Annotated in this window: 13 protein-coding genes and 1 tRNA gene; 8 read left to right on the top strand and 6 right to left on the bottom strand. The window is 33.0% G+C overall.

Features of this window, described 5'->3' with window-relative positions:
• Positions 1-977: 977 nt before the first annotated feature.
• From infB to rimP, 3 genes are read right to left on the bottom strand one after another with little or no spacing between them, the layout of a single operon-like run.
• On the bottom strand, positions 978-3,827 hold the full coding sequence (infB, locus tag N456_RS10325; protein ID WP_062056582.1) for a translation initiation factor IF-2: 2,850 nt from the start codon (positions 3,825-3,827) through the stop codon (positions 978-980).
• Between the two features lie 43 nt (positions 3,828-3,870).
• Positions 3,871-5,103: a transcription termination factor NusA gene (gene nusA, locus N456_RS10330; RefSeq protein ID WP_062056584.1), complete on the bottom strand. Its 1,233-nt coding sequence runs from the start codon at positions 5,101-5,103 to the stop codon at positions 3,871-3,873.
• 15 nt (positions 5,104-5,118) lie between these two features.
• Positions 5,119-5,583, bottom strand: a complete 465-nt coding sequence (gene rimP, locus N456_RS10335) for a ribosome assembly cofactor RimP (protein WP_062056586.1) — start codon at positions 5,581-5,583, stop codon at positions 5,119-5,121.
• Between the two features lie 234 nt (positions 5,584-5,817).
• On the opposite strand from rimP, the gene N456_RS10340 reads away from it, so the two are divergent.
• The 6 genes from N456_RS10340 to N456_RS10365 all read left to right on the top strand — a co-directional run bounded on the left by N456_RS10340 (position 5,818) and on the right by N456_RS10365 (position 12,997).
• Positions 5,818-6,651, top strand: a complete 834-nt coding sequence (locus N456_RS10340; RefSeq protein WP_338021418.1) for a universal stress protein — start codon at positions 5,818-5,820, stop codon at positions 6,649-6,651.
• A gap of 939 nt (positions 6,652-7,590) precedes the next feature.
• Positions 7,591-8,214 carry a hypothetical protein gene (locus N456_RS10345; RefSeq protein WP_148639285.1) on the top strand — a complete coding sequence of 208 codons (624 nt, stop codon included), beginning with the start codon at positions 7,591-7,593 and terminating at the stop codon, positions 8,212-8,214.
• 68 nt (positions 8,215-8,282) lie between these two features.
• Positions 8,283-10,697 carry a hypothetical protein gene (locus tag N456_RS10350; RefSeq protein WP_062056590.1) on the top strand — a complete coding sequence of 805 codons (2,415 nt, stop codon included), beginning with the start codon at positions 8,283-8,285 and terminating at the stop codon, positions 10,695-10,697.
• A 9-nt stretch (positions 10,698-10,706) separates the two neighbouring features.
• Positions 10,707-11,870: a hypothetical protein gene (locus N456_RS10355; protein WP_062056592.1), complete on the top strand. Its 1,164-nt coding sequence runs from the start codon at positions 10,707-10,709 to the stop codon at positions 11,868-11,870.
• Positions 11,871-11,913: 43 nt separating this feature from the next.
• Positions 11,914-12,615, top strand: a complete 702-nt coding sequence (locus N456_RS10360; RefSeq protein ID WP_062056594.1) for an AidA/PixA family protein — start codon at positions 11,914-11,916, stop codon at positions 12,613-12,615.
• Between the two features lie 130 nt (positions 12,616-12,745).
• Positions 12,746-12,997, top strand: coding sequence for a hypothetical protein (locus N456_RS10365; RefSeq protein WP_062056596.1), 252 nt, complete (start codon positions 12,746-12,748; stop codon positions 12,995-12,997).
• 257 nt (positions 12,998-13,254) lie between these two features.
• On the opposite strand, the gene N456_RS10370 is transcribed toward N456_RS10365, so the two are convergent.
• A tRNA-Gln gene (locus N456_RS10370) sits at positions 13,255-13,327 on the bottom strand.
• Positions 13,328-13,527: 200 nt separating this feature from the next.
• Here N456_RS10370 and N456_RS10375 point away from each other — a divergent pair.
• A complete protein-coding gene (locus N456_RS10375; RefSeq protein ID WP_062056598.1) occupies positions 13,528-16,980 on the top strand; it encodes a glycosyltransferase family 117 protein in 3,453 nt (1,150 codons plus the stop codon).
• Positions 16,981-17,030: 50 nt separating this feature from the next.
• Positions 17,031-17,690: a polysaccharide deacetylase family protein gene (locus N456_RS10380; RefSeq protein WP_062057467.1), complete on the top strand. Its 660-nt coding sequence runs from the start codon at positions 17,031-17,033 to the stop codon at positions 17,688-17,690.
• Here N456_RS10380 and N456_RS10385 read toward each other — a convergent pair.
• On the bottom strand, positions 17,687-17,983 hold the full coding sequence (locus N456_RS10385) for a thioredoxin family protein (RefSeq protein WP_062056600.1): 297 nt from the start codon (positions 17,981-17,983) through the stop codon (positions 17,687-17,689). The two genes, N456_RS10380 and N456_RS10385, sit on opposite strands and share 4 nt — an antisense overlap.
• Positions 17,984-18,056: 73 nt before the next feature.
• Positions 18,057-19,295, bottom strand: coding sequence for a metallophosphoesterase (locus tag N456_RS10390; RefSeq protein ID WP_062056602.1), 1,239 nt, complete (start codon positions 19,293-19,295; stop codon positions 18,057-18,059).
• Between the last annotated feature and the right edge of the window lie 408 nt (positions 19,296-19,703).

Consider the following 19,703-nt stretch of genomic DNA (forward strand, 5'->3'; position numbering starts at 1 on the left):
AACATTATATCGTACAGCTCTTAAAAATAGTCTTTTTTAAGAGCTTTTTTGTTTCCTTTTTTATATAATATACTCTAGACTGAAAGGCGTTTTTTCGTTCTTTAAGTTCTTTATCAAATACCTATCCCAAAACGATAGCATTAACTTCTACTCCAAAAACAAACATATTCACTATCTAAACTTATTACAATACCCCAATTCTCTCATCCTCAATAAATCTAAACAGTGATTAACCATTAAGCGTCCAATATCTTAAATCAAATTCAGCCACCACCCTCTTCTTAAAACCTATTTAAAGTAAAATCAACATAAAAAATCACTTCAACATAACCTCCAAATTTCTATTCTTACTCATATCCTATAAAGAGTTTTTTTCCATTTACTTATCATCGCCTTATATACTAAACAACATATATTACCTCCAAAAACAAGTTACAATAAGAACAGTATTATATCAAGAACACCGCATGAGAGAAAAAAAGAAATACCGTAACTATAATTAGACTTTTATAACCAAGAAACATACTTGAAACACATAGTCTAATTATCAATCTAGTCAAAAATTATGTAAAATTAGATTTAACTACATCGTCTATTTAATGATGAGAGATCAGAACAATTGATATCGAAAAACATATTTACAGTATTTTTTTTTACTTTTTGAAAGAAATTGATATTTAAAGTTTAGATCAATTTATTTCTAAAAAAAGAAAACTTGCACTTAATCTTATTAGGTATCAAAGTATAACTTCTACAAAATTAAGTGAGTCAGAAAAAGAATCGTAATCTTCTTATTTTCCGAAACAAGAAACACTTCTATTCATTAGAACTTTTAAACAATTTCACCTATTAACTATTATATCTAGAATAACATTTCACAAAAGACATCACATATAATAGTATTGAAAAAATAATTAAATCAAAAAACCTGATAACTAAAGTTATCAGGTTTTTAATACATGCTTTTTTTTTAAAGATTACAGCTTTTTCTTTACCGCTACTTCTTGATACGCTTCAACTACATCTCCTATTCTAATATCATTATAATTCTTAACTTGAAGACCACAGTCATATCCTTTTGCTACTTCTTTCACATCATCCTTAAACCTTTTCAACGAAGCAAATTCTCCTGTATATATTACAACTCCATCTCGAATTAAACGCACCCCTGAGTTACGATAGATTTTACCTGTTAACACCATACATCCTGCGATTGTACCTACTTTAGAAATCTTAAATGTTTCTCTAATTTCAGCAGTACCTGTAATTTCTTCTTTCATTACTGGCGAAAGCATTCCTTCCATTGCATCCTTAAGATCGTTGATTGCATCATAGATAATCGAATATGTTCTGATATCAATTTCTTCTTTGTCTGCAACTTGCCTAGCATTACCTGCTGGTCTTACATTAAACCCTATGATAATGGCATCTGATGCCGATGCAAGTAACACATCACTTTCAGTAATAGCTCCAACAGCTTTATGAATAATATTTACATGAATCTCTTCTGTAGATAATTTTTGGAATGAATCTGTTAATGCTTCAACAGAACCGTCCACATCTCCTTTTAGGATAATATTAAGTTCTTTAAAGTCTCCTAGAGCAATTCTACGTCCAATTTCATCTAATGTAATATGTCGTTGCGTACGAACAGATTGTTCTCTATGTAATTGTGATCGTTTTGAAGCGATATCTTTTGCCTCTCGCTCATCTTCTAAAACACTAAATTTATCTCCTGCTTGTGGAGCTCCATCAAGTCCTAAGATAGATACTGGTGCAGAAGGTCCTGCCTCTTTTACATTATTGCCTCTTTCATCCTGCATCGCCTTTACTTTTCCACTATTCCTACCTGCAAGAACATAATCTCCTACACGTAACGTACCTGTCTGAACAAGTATTGTTGACACATATCCACGTCCTTTATCCAAGAATGCTTCAACCACGGTACCTGAAGCTAATCGATTTGGATTTGCTTTCAACTCTAACAACTCAGCTTCAAGAAGCACTTTTTCTAACAACTCTTTAACCCCTAATCCAGTTTTAGCAGATATATCATGAGATTGAATTTTACCTCCCCAATCTTCTACTAATAAATTCATCGAAGCTAATTTTTCTTTTATCTTTTCTGGATTTGCCTCTTGTCTATCTACTTTATTAATTGCAAATATTATAGGAACTCCTGCTGCTTGCGCATGACTAATTGCTTCTTTAGTTTGCGGCATTACATCATCATCTGCTGCAATTACAATAATTGCTAAATCCGTTACTTGTGCTCCACGAGCACGCATTGCTGTAAACGCTTCGTGACCCGGCGTATCCAAGAATGCTATTTTTTGTCCATCTTCTAACTGCACTCCATAGGCTCCAATATGCTGTGTTATTCCACCACTTTCACCTGCTATTACATTTTCTTGCCTTATATAATCTAACAATGATGTTTTACCATGATCTACATGTCCCATCACTGTTACAATCGGAGCACGATTAACTAAATCCTCAGGAGCATCTATAATTTCTTCTATAGACTCTTCTATGTCTGCTGTCACAAAATCAACTTCATAACCAAATTCATCTGCTACAATAGAAAGCGTTTCTGCATCTAATCGCTGATTCATGGTTACCATAATCCCAAGAGACATACATGCCGAAATCACCTCTGTAGTAGATATGCTCATCATCGTAGCTACCTCAGAAACGGTAACAAATTCTGTTACCTTAAGCACTTTACTTTCTTGTTCTTGCTGCGCTACATCATCTTCAACTTTTTGACGGTGCTGATCTCTTTTATCTCTACGGTATTTAGCTGCTTTTGATTTATTAGATTTACCTTGTAATTTTTCAAGTGTTTCTCGTACTTGTTTTTGTACTTCTTCTTCACTTGGCTCCTCTTTTACAACAGCTGGTTTTTTCCCTTTTACAGGTCCTCTTCCTCGGTTTCCTCCACCTCGGTTTCCTCCACCTCGATTTCCTCCTCCAGATTGACCTCCTGGTCTACCTCCTCCAGATCCTTGGTTTCCACCTTCTTTATTAATTCTTCGTCGACGTTTTTTTGCTGCATCTCCTGCTCCAGAAGGTTTCTTTTCTTCTTTCTTTTTAACAGGCTTTTTAAACTGAGTTAAATCAATTTTTTGCCCAGTAAAATTAGGACCATCTAATTTTTTATATTGAGTCTTTACTTTCTCTGGTTCTTTAGAAACCTCTTCCGATGGCGTTACCGGTAGCGTTTCAGGCTTTTTCTCACTCACAACAGGCGCAATAGGTTTAGCAGATGGCACTACAGGTTTTTCTTCTTTCACCACTTCTTTTGGTGCCTGTCTAGTTATTTTAATACCTCTTTTTGGAGGCCTATTTGAAACTATTTCAGGTTTTGATGAAGTTTTCACCTCTTCTTTTATCTCTTCCTTTTTTATTTCTTCTTTTTTAGGAGCCTCAATTACTTTTTCTTCGGGTTTTGTAACATCTTTCGGTTTATCTCCTTTCAACTCAATTTTACCGACTTGCTTAGGACCAGTCAATTGAGCCTTTGCTTTTACGATTTCTCGAGCTTCTGCACGTTTTCTCTTTTCTTCCTGCTCATGTTCGATCTGCACTCGCAATGCTTCTTTCTCTTTCTTCTTCTCTTCTCCAACTTCTTCTGAAGCTACCTTTTTACTCTTATCCGTTTGAAATTCATCAAACAAGAGTTTATAAATCTCTGAAGAAATTTTTGTAGTAGGACGCGCATCTATCTCATGACCTTTTGAATTCAAAAAGTCAACAGCCCGATCTAGCGAGATATTGAATTCGCGTAATACTTTATTTAATCTCATTGTTCCTGCTTCAGCCATAAACGCCTTTTATTTAATGCTCAAATATAATTAATTGTGACTATTAATCTTCAAATTCGGATTTTAAAATCCGAATCACTTCACTAACTGTCTCTTCTTCAAGATCAGTTCGCTTTACTAAATCATTAATATCTTGTTCTAAAATACTTTTAGCAGTATCTAAACCTATCTTAGAAAACTCTTCGATGATCCATGAATCAATTTCATCAGAAAACTCCGTAAGCTCTACATCTTCCTCTACTCCTTCTCTAAATACATCGATTTCAAAACCGGTTAATTGACCTGCTAATCTAATATTATGTCCTCCCCGCCCAATAGCTTTAGAAACCTCTTCTGGTCTCAACATTACTTCTGCACGCTTAGTTTCTTCATTAATCTTTATAGAGGTTACTTTTGCAGGGCTTAATGCTCTTGTAATAAACAACTGCAAGTTATTCGTATAATTAATAACATCTATATTTTCATTCCCTAACTCTCTTACTATACCATGTATACGGGATCCTTTCATCCCTACACAAGCTCCTACAGGATCAATCCTATCATCATATGAATCTACAGCTACTTTAGCTTTTTCTCCAGGAATTCTAACTACTTTTTTAACAGAAATTAATCCATCAAATACTTCTGGAATTTCTGATTCAAATAATTTCTCTAAGAACAGAGGTGATGTTCTAGACATTACAATAGATGGCTTATTACCTTTAAGCTCTACAGATTCTATTACTCCACGTACATTTTCTCCTTTCCTAAAAAAATCAGAAGGTATTTGCCTATCTTTAGGCAATATAATTTCATTACCTTCATCATCTAACATTATGATCGCTCTATGACGAATATGATGTACTTCTGCAGTATATATTTCTCCTTCTAATTCTTTAAACTGCTTATATATATTTGTATTGTCATGTTCATGAATCTTAGAAATTAAATTCTGGCGAAGTGCCAATATAGAACGTCTTCCCAAATGTATAAGCTTTACTTCTTCTGATGCATCTTCTCCTACCTCAAAATCAGGTTCTATTTTTCGAGCTTCTGTTAATGATATCTCTTGATTACTATCTTCAACCTCTCCATCTGCTACTACAATACGATTTCTCCAAATTTCTAAATCTCCTTTATCAGGATTTATAATGATATCGAAATTGTCATCACTCCCAAATTTCTTCTTTAGAGCATTTCTAAACACATCTTCTAAGATCGACATTAATGTAACACGATCTATAAACTTATCATCCTTAAACTCCGAAAATGATTCTATTAATGCGATATTTTCCATATCAGTATATTATAATTAAAATGTTATTATAACTTTTGCTTCTACAATATTTTCATAAGCTACACTAGCTTCTTTAGTAACAGTTATTTTACCTTTCCCTATTGGCTTAGGCTCTCTAGCTTTCCAAATTAAGGTAATTGCATCTTCGGTTGCAGAAACTAATTCTCCTTCTAATGTATTCTCTGTTGTTTTCACTTTAAGCTTCCTACCAATATTCTTCTTATATTGACGAATATGTGTTAACCCTTCAGAGACCCCTGCAGACATTACTTGTAAAGAAAAATCTTCTTCTTCTCTATCCAAATTATGCTCGATTGCTCTACTTACAGCAATACAATCTTCAACCTTCACTCCATCATCTCCATCTATAATAATTTCAATACTATTATTGGGATGAATTTTACTTTCAATTAGAAATAAAGACGAATTTTCTTGAAGCGCCTTTTCTAATAAATCTTGAACTTTGTCTTTTAATGACATAAATAGATAAAAAGAGGGGACTTTTTTTGTCCCCTCGCTCTGGTTTTTTAATTTCAACGGTGCAAAGATAGTAATAATATCTTAGATACAAAATATCGCTGAGAATGAATTTATTCGTAAATTTAAGATATGCTATTTCAATAACCTTTCATCCAAGTGATTTCAGCACTACCTTGTTATTGATTAAAGGCATTAAACCTGCAATGAATAACATAATTTTCAAAACAAAAAGCCATGATTAAAAATATACTCGTTCCAACAGATTTTTCCAAACAAGCAGAAAGTGCATTAAAAGTAGCTGCGCAAATTGCTAAAAAAAATGATGCAAAAATTTACTTACTACACATCTTAGAGTTACCCATGCATCTTGCTGACTTAATGTCTTCAGGAGCTTCTGGTCCCGCTCCCGAAGCTGTTTTTTTTATGCAACAAGCCCATAAGAAGTTTGAAGAAGTCCTAAATGTTGATTATCTAAAAGATATTGAAGTTATTGAAACCGTAAATTTTGAAGACGTAACACATGGCATTATTAACTCATGTGACCAAAATGATGTAGACATTATCATTATGGGATCACATGGTTCTTATGGCTTCGAAGAATTATTTATAGGTTCTAATGCTGAAAAAATAGTACGTACCTCAAAAAAACCTGTACTGGTAATCAAACAAGACTGTGATATTTATAATATTAGCGACTTTGTATATGCTACAAATTTTGACAATGAGGATAAACCTTCGCTATTAGCAGCTTACGAGTTCTCTAAATCAATACAAGCCAAACTTCATCTTGTATGGATAAACACCGCTAATGGCTTCAAAACAACTCATGAAACTGAAGAAAAGATGAATGCAATGATAGCCGATTTAGCCATAGATGACTATACTTTAAATATATACAATGACATCAATATAGAAAAAGGAATATTAAATTTTGCAGAGTCTATTAACGCAGGTATGATTGGTATTAGTACCCATGGCAGAAAAGGGATATCCCACTTTATAAATGGAAGTCTTGGAGAAGATGTTGTAAATCATGCTAAAAGACCTGTATTAACGTTTAAGATATAAAGAAACACCTAATTATCTCCCAGTATAATTACTTCTATGAAAAGTTAGTTACTAAAACCTTAACTTAACCAGATTACAATCTATTCTTAATTGACTTAAAGTGGTTATCTTCATTGCATGTGCAGTAAATAACTAGGTGCATTTATACTGAATTATAATCGTATTTACTGATAAAGAAGAGATTTTCCATAACACTTCTAAAAATACCTATTATCATAATGGCCAATTTAGAAGAAGTAAAGCAACTAAACACAATTCTTAAAAATACTCGATTAAAACTAGAGATCTAGAAAAGTTGTTTACATTATTCTTGGAGATAATGTAAACAACTTATCAATTCATTATTTCAACAAGCATATGAATTCCATTGAGAAAATGTCTGATCTATTATAGTATGGCACAAAAAAGCTGTTGTTATTAATTACAGAATCTTGTAGGATCAACAATTAACTATAAAGGTAAAAACCCTCTTTATTACAGCAAATATACTCACCGCTTTTTGTTTAAATTCTATAAATCACAAACTTCGACTTAGCAAATTTCCGTAAATAAGATACGCACTTTCCGTACTGCAATAAACACCATCTTTCTTCTCATCTATAAAAAAGTTATCTATTCGATTATATCATTTTCCTTTTGTACCTAAAATCTTTGTCTTTATACCTAAATATTAAACTCTTAGAGTATTTCCCCCGCATTCAGCCTATTATTTCCCCAACTTTGAATTGTTCAATGATATACAACTACACTATTAGGTAACACTATCTGTTTTATTAAAATAAGTAATCCCTATCTAGAAAATACCCCAGTATCATCAGACACTTATCTTATAATCAAAAGCAAAATATTTGATTAAGTAGAGACTCTTAAATTTTCTTTTTAAAAGGAGGAACCTGAAAATCCTTGAATAGAGTAGGGATAAAAACAACAAAAATAATTATGGCAACTAATGCAGCACTGGGCATAACACTTCAGATCGGAAGTAAAGATATTACTATCGATTCCAAAACTGTTCCAAAAACTATGGAAGAGTTAAAAAAGACAACTTTTAAACTTCCAGAGGGAAACACTGTAAGTTTTACGATTACCGAAATTGTCACTTGGTTTAATACTACTTTCGGTTCTCAAATACCAACCTCATTTCCATTAATAACTGATACTAACGTAGAGATCAACACTTTTGAGATCAATTTTGCAACTAGCTTATTACGTCTTGGATTTAAAGTAAGTATTACAGGAGGATTAAACATCCCAGGTACTCAGGTAGGATTTAAATCATTTTCTATAATTCTCACAAAAGAAGGCGCAATTGTAGGAACACCAACGATTACTGGTCCAAATAGTGGAAAGGCAGGAGCCGAGATCACCTTTACCGGTACTAATATGACAGGTGTGACAGCAGGAAAAATAGGAGGTGTTGCTTTGGAAAAAGTTGAAGTCGTCTCAGATACTAGTGTAAAGGCAACTATCCCAACCGGAACTGCTTCAGGATCTACCTCTGTTACATTTACCAATGCTTTAGGTACTGGTTTAGAATTTAATTTTACAGTTGATGCTGCTTAGTTTTAAAATCAAGTTACTTCAACTTCTATATTTAATTTAAATCGAATACCGATAAATACTTTATTAAGATGAATACGTATGCTGAATTGCAAGCAGACTTCCAATTAGGAAGTCTGCCCTTTCAGGGCAAAGGTCTTTTACAGAGTAGTGGTACATTGATAAGTGCCAATTATTCTGGCCCTGCATTTACATTAACAAAGCTAATACAAGAGGTATTAGGCAATCATTATCAGTTTAGCCTACCTCCCAGTTTTCCGACTATTAGGTTTGAGAGTATCACTATAGCCTTTTTCATAAAAGGTAAGACAACAACTAAAAAAAAGGAATACAGCGAATTTATTGGTAAATCGACTATTACTTGGCCTAAACCTTTTGGTATATCAACTGGGCTAAATCTTACTAAGCTTGGTTTATACTGTAAAACTGAACAGGGAGAGCACTCGAATAATGCTGAAGTGGTTACAACAGCTAAACTTTTGTTTGGAGGTACTGAATTGGATGCTGGAGTATTCTTTGTTAATGGAAAGGTTGTCATTATTAGAGTTAAGGAGTTAGATACAATTACTGTAAGTAAAGTTTTCAACCACTTTTTTGGTAACACCATCCAATGGCCTACTGATTTTATTGATATGACTTTTACAAATTCATCCGTTTATTACAGTAATTCTGATCAACAAACCTATATAGCGAATAGAATTAATCATCCTTTTTTACCATCACTTTCTCAGGTGAACAAAGGACTCAATATAGCAAGTTCCGTAAAATTATTTTTAGGTGGGCAACACCTACCTACTATAGATGTTGTGATTAATATAGTGCATGGCAAAGGAGTTACCATTAAAGGTACGTTCAAAACTGCTATAGATTTCATTTTTTTAAAACTCACCGGTACCAACTTCCAAAACGGCCCATTATTTTCGGTTATAAGCTATGAAAATAAGAGTTTCGGCTTACAATGCGGTTTTGAATTATTAGGTAAGCAATTTGGCACGTCTAAACTTACAATTACTCGTGGAATACCTCAGGGGCAAAGTAAGCCAACAACGATGCTAAGTGCTACCCTTACTTACACAGGTAAATTAGGTCCTTTTAACAATCCATCACTAAGTTTTAGTTATAATAAACAAAATGGTTTTAAAATTGATAATTGGTCCCAAATTAAAGAAGCTGATATTGCTATTAAATGGCTAAAGAGATTAAAAGAAATTTCCAAATCTAGGGGATGTGAAGCTTTGGTAAAGGATATCATCTCAAATGGAGTTCAGGTTCGTTCTATTTTTTTCATCAGCCCACAACTAACTACAAAATTACCAGATAACTACAATGGTACGATTACCGGCTCATCTGGACAAGGGGTTCATTCAGGGAATGCTTGTTTCTATATTGTATTGAGAGGGTTATATAAAATATCAGCTTTAAGTAAAGAAGTTTGTGCTGTCAACTTACCTACTTTAGTATTAGCTTTTACCACTCCTAAAGAATTTAATTTTAACAATATCGCTAGTGCTGTAGTAAACAATATTGAAACAAATTCGGAATCAATACTTGATCAATTGTGGCAAAACAAAGCTGCTTTAGCAAAATTCACCGCTATATTTATTGGAAAAAAAGCCTTGGAAAAGGCTGCTGCAAAAGGAGTTTGTAAATTTCTTAAAAAGGCTGCGGAAGAACTAATTAATAAACTAGGAAGTGCTGGGTTAGCTGCACTAGGAGAGGGAGCAGAAGCTGCCTTGGGAGCTATATCTGGTGCTATCGGAGCTATTGGAGGAGCTTGTAGCAGTCATCATCATAGTAGTGGTGGCAAAGGTGGTGGAACGGGAATAAGTTTTGGTCCACTAAAAAAACCTCTGAATCTTCAAAAATCTTATGCCATTAAAAACTCTAAACCAACAGTATCAATAAGCTGGAGTGGAGTATCTCACGCAGACAACTATTTTGTACAAATTATAGGGAAAAACACTAATTCTTCATTTTCTAAATACATCAATGTTTCGGCTACCGCTACACTCAAAACCTCTTTTTCTCTTGATAGCCCTATAGAAAGTAGTTATCTTCTTTCTGTAATTGCTAATCCAAATCTTGCATTACCATATTTCTCCAGTCCACCAGCTACAATTCTTATCAGTCAGCTTGGAACTCCTTTAAATTTAGTATTACAGAAAAGTGTAAATCAACAAGACCTCGATGGATCATTCCAAGAAGTAGTTGGAGCCACGGGATATAAAGTGAATATTTTAGGCAAACAAACAAATAAAAAGATCGTAACACCCCCAATACATACTATTAAAGGGACTGGAAGATTGTATTCACTCAAAATACCTATAAACAGTCTATCTCGAGGAGAGAATACAGGCTTTTATATAAAAGTTACTGCTTTAAGTGGTCCAGATTTTTTACCAGGATCAGCTGCAATTAGTAATTCTATAAACCTACTCGAACCTATAGGGCAGGTAAAAGTAGGAGAAACATTTTTAATTGGATAATATATTGATATGAGCACTAAAAACCGACAATCTCTCATCAGCACATTTAGTACTGGTCATATTGCCACACAAGCTAATTTTACAGCATTTATCGATAGCACTCTTAATTTTAGTAGTGATAACATACATGTTGACTCCAATCAAAATCTAGGATTGGGAATTAACACACTAAATAGTCGTTTTACAATCGCAGGTAAAGCAGGAACTAGCTGTACAGGAACTATTTCTTTAACCAAAGATTCTTCTCAAATAACTTGCACAGGAACCAAACTTACTACTGAACTTACGAAGAATGATTTTATTGAAATAGAAGGTAATAGCCAGGTTTTTCGAGTAACAGCTATCCCTCCGAATGATACAACACTCTCGCTTTCCCCTCTCCCAGAGCAAACGGTTTCTGGGAACTTTAAAATTGTCTACCCACTGATCGAACTTATTAATTCAGCTGGTAACACTGTACTTACTGTAACACCTAATGGTTTTATGGGGATAGGTACTGCTTCACCATCAGCTCCTCTTGATGTAAATGGTACCATAAACGCAGTAGCTTTCAATGGTAATGGAGCAACCATTACCAATTTAAACCCAGCTAATATTTCTGGAAAAATACCAAAAGACAAACTCCCTTCTGAAATCGGTGAGAAACCTCTTCTTTTTACCACCAACACTCCGGTGACTGAATATGGAAATTCTATTTTGATCAAATGGAAAGCTTCAGATAAAAATCGATTAGTAATAACCTACCTAAAAGATGAAAAGATTAACATATTAGATAGCTCAAAAAGTGAAATCACCTCTCCATCAGGTAACTTAACAATTACTCCTACGCAAAATATGACGATTACACTAACTGCTTATAATTTAAACAATGAAATAATTGATCAGCAACAGATTAATCTTTTAGTAAGCAAACAAAAAGCTGTAAATAAAACTATAGCTAAAGCGAATGCAAATAATGTCCTTATTCAGAATATTCTGATAAAGGTAGCAACAACCTACAACCTTGAAACACGAAATCGCGAGAATGTAACCATTCTAGCCCGGGGTTTACAATCTCTTAGCACGATTACTCCTGGTGAAATTTTCAAAGAATTACCTCGATTTTACAACAGTATTGGAGAAACTTGGAACCCTGCACTCAATCAAGATTGGATCATTAAAGCAATAACATAAATATTAGTAACATATAATTAATAACAAACCTAAAATTAACATTATGAATACAACGTATCAAAGTATTAGTTCTATTGTCACTCAAAATATCTCTCTGACGGACTTATTACAACAATGTAATACCATAAACAACTACAACCCAATTACTGATTTTCAACCTTGGGCGGATTGTTTAAATAATATTCAAAAAGGACAGAATTATAAATACAACGCTCTCCAGTTCACTGAAGCCATCACAAAAGTTTGGACAGGGAACCTAATGAATAGAGACACCTTATTCAAGGGAATTCAAAACATAAAGACAGCACAAGGAAATCAAGCTTTTGACAATAAGTCGATTTATAAGTCGATTAACACTCAATATCCAATAACCGTAACTTTTATTGTGGACACAAAAAAGCTAATCAGTTCAAAACAAAGTTGGGCTAACAAATATCTTACTGCTACCGACAACAATGGAGATCCTAATCAAGGAAGTAATGAAATAACAGTTAATGCTAATGTTGGGAATACACTTCGCTGGGTAGGCAAAAGTAAGAATGGTACAGACACAGTACAATTAACAGCTTTTGTGTTTAGAGGGGAGACGAATCTATTCGGAGAAAATCTACCTTCAAAACAAAGTGATGGAAGCTATATGGGTAAACTTGTCACAACTGGAACTGAAGTATATTCTTTCAGTTTTACAATAAATAATGTCCCGACTACTTATAACTGGGATCCATATATTAATTGTTCGGAATAATAAATTTAAAGGCAGTAGAATTCATAAAAAGTAAGAAACTCTAATAAACAACTACTATTTTTTTTACAACACAAAGGCGGAAACCGAAAAGCCTGATATTAAACAGAGTAGGTTATTTCAATATAGTATTATGTCAAAAATTAATTTTAACAACTCTATCCCCTCACCCGTTAGCGTTCGATATACCGCTACAGATGGAACTCAACCTCTACAAAACGTAGGTGCTCGTTCCTCTATAAAAAGTCTTAAAGATCTACAACCTAATACCCAAGTAAATGTAACGTTAGGAGAGTATTCCAAACAGATTACTTATGAAACAGGTTGTCGTGAATTAGATATTGCAAGAGGTATACATGACCCACTCGAACTTAATTGGCAGTAAACAAAAGCTATAGTACTATTTTTTGAGTACTAAAAAGAGAATTTTCAAATTCTCTTTTTGATGGAGTAGAAAAATAAACACAAAAATGAATGAAAAGTTTGAAAACCATCAAAATGTTATTACTTTTTTTGATCGTTTTAAATTAACATTCCATGATTTTTTTCATTTGTCAACAACCATCTTCATTCAGAAAAAGTAACAAATATCGCTTTTTAAAAAGCGAACCCCTGAATGTCTAGACATTCAGGGGTTTTATGTTGGTCTACTAGGGCTCGAACCTAGACTCTTCTGTACCAAAAACAGACGTGTTGCCAGTTACACCATAGACCAATACATCATTGCGGGTGCAAATTTAAAACTTTCTTTTGATTCTCCAAATATTTTTTTAAAAAAATAAAATATTTTTATTCCAGAAAGGTATTCCTTTTTCAATTAAAATATAAACTTCTGTTAAGCGTTTCCTAAAAAAATGAAAGTTAAAGTATTTTTATTACTAAATTCGCCACACGTTATATAACTGAATTAATCTTATGAGCACATTCAACTTCACTAAGTGGAATAAAATATTAGGATGGAGTGTTTTTATTATTGCATTATGCGTTTATGCAATGACAGTAGAACCTACAGCCAGTTTTTGGGATGCAGGAGAATACATTGCTACTTCTTCAAAACTACAAGTTGGTCATCCGCCTGGAGCACCGCTGTTTCAAATGATAGGAGCTTTTGCCTCTGCTTTTGCATCAGATCCAACCCAAATTGCATTAATGGTTAATATGACCTCTGCGTTTGCTAGTGCGTTTACCATTCTTTTTATGTTTTGGTCTATTACCATACTTGTCAAAAAAGTGGTTACAAAAAATGAAGAACTAACAACAGGAACAGCAATAGCAATTTTAGGGAGTGGATTAGTTGGTTCCCTAGCATTTACATTTACAGATAGTTTCTGGTTTAATGCTGTCGAGGCCGAAGTGTATGCAATGGCTACATGTATTTTATCTGTTCTTTTTTATCTAGGACTACTTTGGGAAAGAGACATGCATACTCCAAGAGGTAATAAATGGCTTATTTTAATTTCTTTTATTGTAGGACTGTCTTTTGGTGTTCACTTCATGGGGTTATTATCTATTCCAGCAATAGGCTTATTGTATTATTTTAAAAATTACAAAGAAATTACAGTAAAAAACTTCATTATTGCTAATATTGTAGTTGTCTTAATTTTACTTTTCATATTTAAACTCCTATTACCATCGACATTAAAATTCTTTGGAATTTCTGAAGTGTTTTTTGTTAATACCATAGGTCTCCCCTTTAACTCAGGAACTGTAATCGCAGGGCTAATAATAGCTGCTGCTTTTTATTTTGGTATAAAGTATACTCGAAAAGATACCTTTATTAAGTTAGCAAAAATCATTCTTTACATTGCTCCTATAATAATTATAATAATACTTGTTTCTATCAGCTTTAGTTCGGCAATAGGAATTATATCATGTATAGCAGGATTATACCTTTGGTCCAGTAAAAATGATATAATAATTAACCGTATTCACTTAAACACATTATTACTTTGTGTATTATTTATCCTTATAGGGTTTTCTAGTTGGGTTATGCTACCAATCAGAGCTAATGCTGGGACTGTAATTAACGAAAATAATCCTAATAATGCCAGAGAGCTTTTAGCATATTATAACTTAGAGCAATACCCAGAAACTCATCTTTTTTATGGACCTCAATTTACAGAAATCTATGCTGGTCTCGATGAAAGAGAGCCTTATGAAGACGGCAAACCTAAATATGAAAAAGATCTTAAATCAGGAAAATACATTATAGTTAATGATTGGAAAAATGCAAAACAAAATCTTGATAATACACATAAAGCTTTTTTACCAAGAATGTGGAGTACAGAACATATTGCAAACTATATGGAATATACAGGTCCAATTAAATTTACTATAAAACCTGAATATCAAAGCGAAGAAGAATTACTTGATGCCGTTACCCAATTTAGAAGAGACTATGCAAATGGGAAATTAGATAATGATGATTATAACAAATTCCTACAATCGTTTGGCGCTTATATTAATGTAAAAAAACCTTCATTTCTGGATAATGTAGTATACTTATTTGATTACCAAATGGGATATATGTATTGGCGTTATTTTATGTGGAACTTTGTTGGGCGACAAGATGACAACCAAGGTAAGCTTACAAATCTACAAGGAAACTGGATTAGTGGCATTAAATTTATTGATGAAATGCGCCTTGGATCTCAAGACAACTTACCTAGTGATGTTCTCAAAAACAAAGCACGTAATACGTACTATTTTTTACCATTATTATTGGGATTAATTGGTTTTGTATTTATGTTACAACGAGATAAGAAAAAATTCTGGGTACTCTTCATCTTTTTCTTATTTACAGGCTTAGCATTAAAAATTTACCTAAATGAGAGACCTTTTGAGCCAAGAGAACGAGATTATGCATTAGTAGGTTCTTTTTATGTATTTGCTATCTGGATAGGGTTCGGGGTATATGCATTGTTTGATTTACTTAAGGGATATTTAAAGCCAAAAATACTTGCTCCCGTTATTACAACTGCCTGTTTATTAGCAGTACCTGTTTTATTAGCATCTCAGAACTGGGATGATCATGACCGATCAAATCGATATACAGCACAATCCATGGCAAAAATGTATCTGCAATCTTGTCAAAAAGATGCTATACTATTTACCATAGGTGATAATGACACCTTTGCATTATGGTATGCACAAGAGATAGAAGGCTATCGTACTGACGTTCGAACGGTAAACACTAGCCTTTTTGCTACAGATTGGTATATCGACCAGATGAAACGCGCGGCATACGAAGGAAAACCAATTCCATCACAATTAACCCATGACTTCTATAGATTTGGAAACAATGACGCTATCTACTTCAAGCAAATTACAAAAGATACTGTGCCTATCAAAACATGGATGGATTGGATCGAAAATGACAATCCAAAAACTAAAGGAGATTTACAAAGTGGCAAAAAAGTAAACACATTTCCATCTAAACACATTAGAATACCTGTAGATAAAGAAGTAGTACTTAGAAATGGTATTGTTGCTCCAGAAGATGCTGATCTTATTGTTCCTTATATCGATATTCATCTAAAAGGAGAATTGTTATTCAAAAATCGACTTTTGATGCTAGATATTATTGCTAATAACAATTGGGAAAGACCTATCTATTTTACAGGTGGAAGCTATGGTGATGATGACTTTTTATGGATGAAAGATTATTTACAATTAGATGGAGTTACCTTTAAATTAGTTCCTATCAGAACAAAAGTTAACCCACGTAATCCTTTTGAAATGGGAAGAATTAATACCAATCTAATGTACAAGAATGTAACTAGTTGGGATTGGGGCAACAGTGAGGATCCGAATATATATCACGATCCTGAAACTAGAAAAAATGCAATTACATATCGAAGTAATCTAGCAAGACTTGTCGAAGCTTTAATTAAAGAAGATAAAAAAGATAAAGCCATAGAGATTTTGGACCTAGCAATGACTAAAATGCCAATCGAGTATTATGAGTATTACACATTAGTAGAGCCATATATTAATGGATACTATAAAGTAGGAGAAAAACAAAAAGCACGAGATCTTTGGACAAAACTTGCTAAAAAATATCAAGAGCAACTTACGTATTTTGGCAGCCTAGAACTGAAGGATCAATATAACTATGCTGAGGAAATTGTAACTAATGTAGAGCGCTATCGTAGTGTAGTTGATCTATTATTAATTAACAAAGACCGAGAAATGGTAGAAGAAAAAGCGGATGAGTTTAATAGATACCTAAAACTATTTACTCGATTGTATTCTGAAGAGGAACAGTATAATGATGATGAAGCTATACGCAAACAAGAAGATGATTTAATTAAGGAGTTAGGAGGCAAAGAAGAACCATTAGATTCCTTAGATAGCATTCCTAATTAATGATCAAAAGTGAGTCCTCTACCAGACTCACTTTTTTTTTATCTTTATATATGCCTAAAATTATTCCTAATAAAACACCTATAGCTGTTAAGAGAGTGTTCTCTACATATATCTGGGACTTTTATGTTAAAAATGAAAAGAAACTGTACTTAACCTTTGATGATGGCCCAATACCTGAGGTTACTGAATTTATTTTAGAAAAACTAGATCAATACAATGCTAAAGCCACATTTTTTTGTATCGGTGATAATATCAAAAAGCATCCTGCTATTTTTCATAAAATTTTATCAGACGGGCATACTATAGGAAACCACACAAAAAACCATATCAAGGCATGGAAAAACAGCCTAGAGGTATATTTAAAAAATGTTATAGATTGCCAAAATTTAATGCTAGAACATACTACTCCTTCTAATCCTAATATACAACAAATATTCAGACCTCCTTATGGTCAAATTAGCAAGAGTAAATTCAAGGCATTACAAAAGTTAGGATATAAAATTATACTTTGGGATGTATTATCAAAAGATTGGATACACAGTATATCTCCTGAGAAGTGCCTACAGAATGTAATTAAAAACGCGCAACAAGGTAGTATTATCGTTTTTCACGATAGCAAAAAAGCCTCTAAAAATCTCTCAGTAGTCTTACCCGAAGTTTTAGATTTTTTTACTAAAAAAGGATTCACTTTTGAAGCGATTAAGTTTTAAACAAACTCTTTCATAAGACCAATTAATGTATTAGCATCTTGTTCTCCACTTTGCCTCCATACCATTTCTCCTTCTTTATAAATCATTAACGTAGGGAGTCCTTTAATTCGTAAAGCTGTAGCTAATTCTTCATTTTTATCTACATCAATCTTCACAACTTTTCCTTTATCTCCAAGTGCTGCTGCCACATCTCTTAATACAGGATGCATTGCAAGAGAAGGCTCATTCCATTCTGTGAAAAAATCCAGCAAAACAGGTACTTCAATACTTATGATATCTCCAAACTTTGACATGTTCAAAAACTTTTATGTTTAGGTCGTTTATAATTGACCATTATACAATTGTAAATATAACACTTTCTACGAATTAAGAAGGTTTAACACCTTTCCTCAATTCGATTACCGTAATTTCTGGCCATATCCCTACTCTTCCTGGAAAAGCATGAAATCCAAATCCTCTGTTTACATTAAGATAGCGTCCCATTTCATCATAGATACCTGCCCACTGTTTATACACATATTGTACAGGACTCCATTGAAAAACCCCTGGAATTTCGATCCCAAATTGAAACCCATGTGTATGACCACTTAATGTGAGATGATAATGATTAGAATGCTTCTTTACCTCATGCTCCCAATGAGAAGGGTCATGACTCAATAAAATCTTAAAATCTTCTTTATCTACTTTTTCAGAAGCTTTTGCTAAATCTCCTGCTTTTTTAAAATTATGTCCCCAATTCTCAACTCCTATTATCGCAATACGCTCTCCCTCCTTTTCTATAAACGCACTATCATTAAGTAACAGATTAAAATCAATTTTAGTATGGATATTTTTTATGGCTTCAAAATTTGCTTCTTTTTCTTCATCACTATCCCAAGTAACATACTCCCCATAATCATGATTCCCTAAAACAGAATACTTTCCGTACTTAGGAGTCCTAATTCGTTTAAAAGTATCTATCCAGTCATTCATTTCCTCTGCCACAGTATTTACGATATCTCCTGTAAAAAGTAGTATATCTGTCTCTTGTTCATTAATTAAATCTACTGCATATTCTATTTTTGATACATCATCAAAACTCCCTGAATGAATATCAGAAATCTGAGTAATTCGAAAATTATCAAATACTTTGGGGAGATTCTCAAAGTATAATACATGTTGTATGACTTTAAAATTATATTTACCTCTAAAAATACCATGTAATAAACCTGCAAATGGTATAGCCGCAATCCCAAGTGCTAACTGACTTATAAACTTTCTACGATCAGGCATAGATCGGGTTTCAGTTTCTTTAGAAAAGATTCCTGTCAGATAATTATATCCGACTATGCAACACCTAATAATATCTTCTCCAAACAAAAATAATATCATAACTAGTTTTGGCACTAAAGTAAGTAATAGCATTGCACTCGCTCGTAAGGTATACTTTGTAGGGCCAACACTACGATCATAATTTGCAAAAACATAAATTGCATATCCTAAAATGCATAATGATACTACAAAATACCCTATTTGTATCCATTGATTTTTAGTAACAGTCCTAATTGCTTGATAGGCATAAACTTCAATAATTAGATACAAAATTATAGGAATTATCCAACGCATAATATATTTTCAAATTTAATTACCTAAACAAAACTATACCTCCTTTTTAATTCATAATCATTTTTTAAGTAAATATTAACGATAAATAAATTTTAGCCTTTAAAACAGGCAAAATCAAAGGTATAATCGCTATAAATCTTAACATTTTCTTTTAGAAGTCTAATTTTTATTTGTAACTTCGTTTTGTATTTCCTTTTGAAGGGTTAATATTAATTAAAAAAATCAAACACTATATATAAAAAATTACTACCGTATTTATAGCAGTTGATACATTGTTATCAATTTTATTTTGGGGCGAAATGCCGTCAGTTTTTGACGGCATTTCTTTTTTTATTTTTATTGAACTTATCATATTTATTATAATTTTTAAAGCCTATTTAATTAATCTTCTTTTTATATTGCATTTCT

It is taken from the genome of Aquimarina longa SW024 (assembly GCF_001401755.1).
Lineage (GTDB): Bacteria > Bacteroidota > Bacteroidia > Flavobacteriales > Flavobacteriaceae > Aquimarina > Aquimarina longa.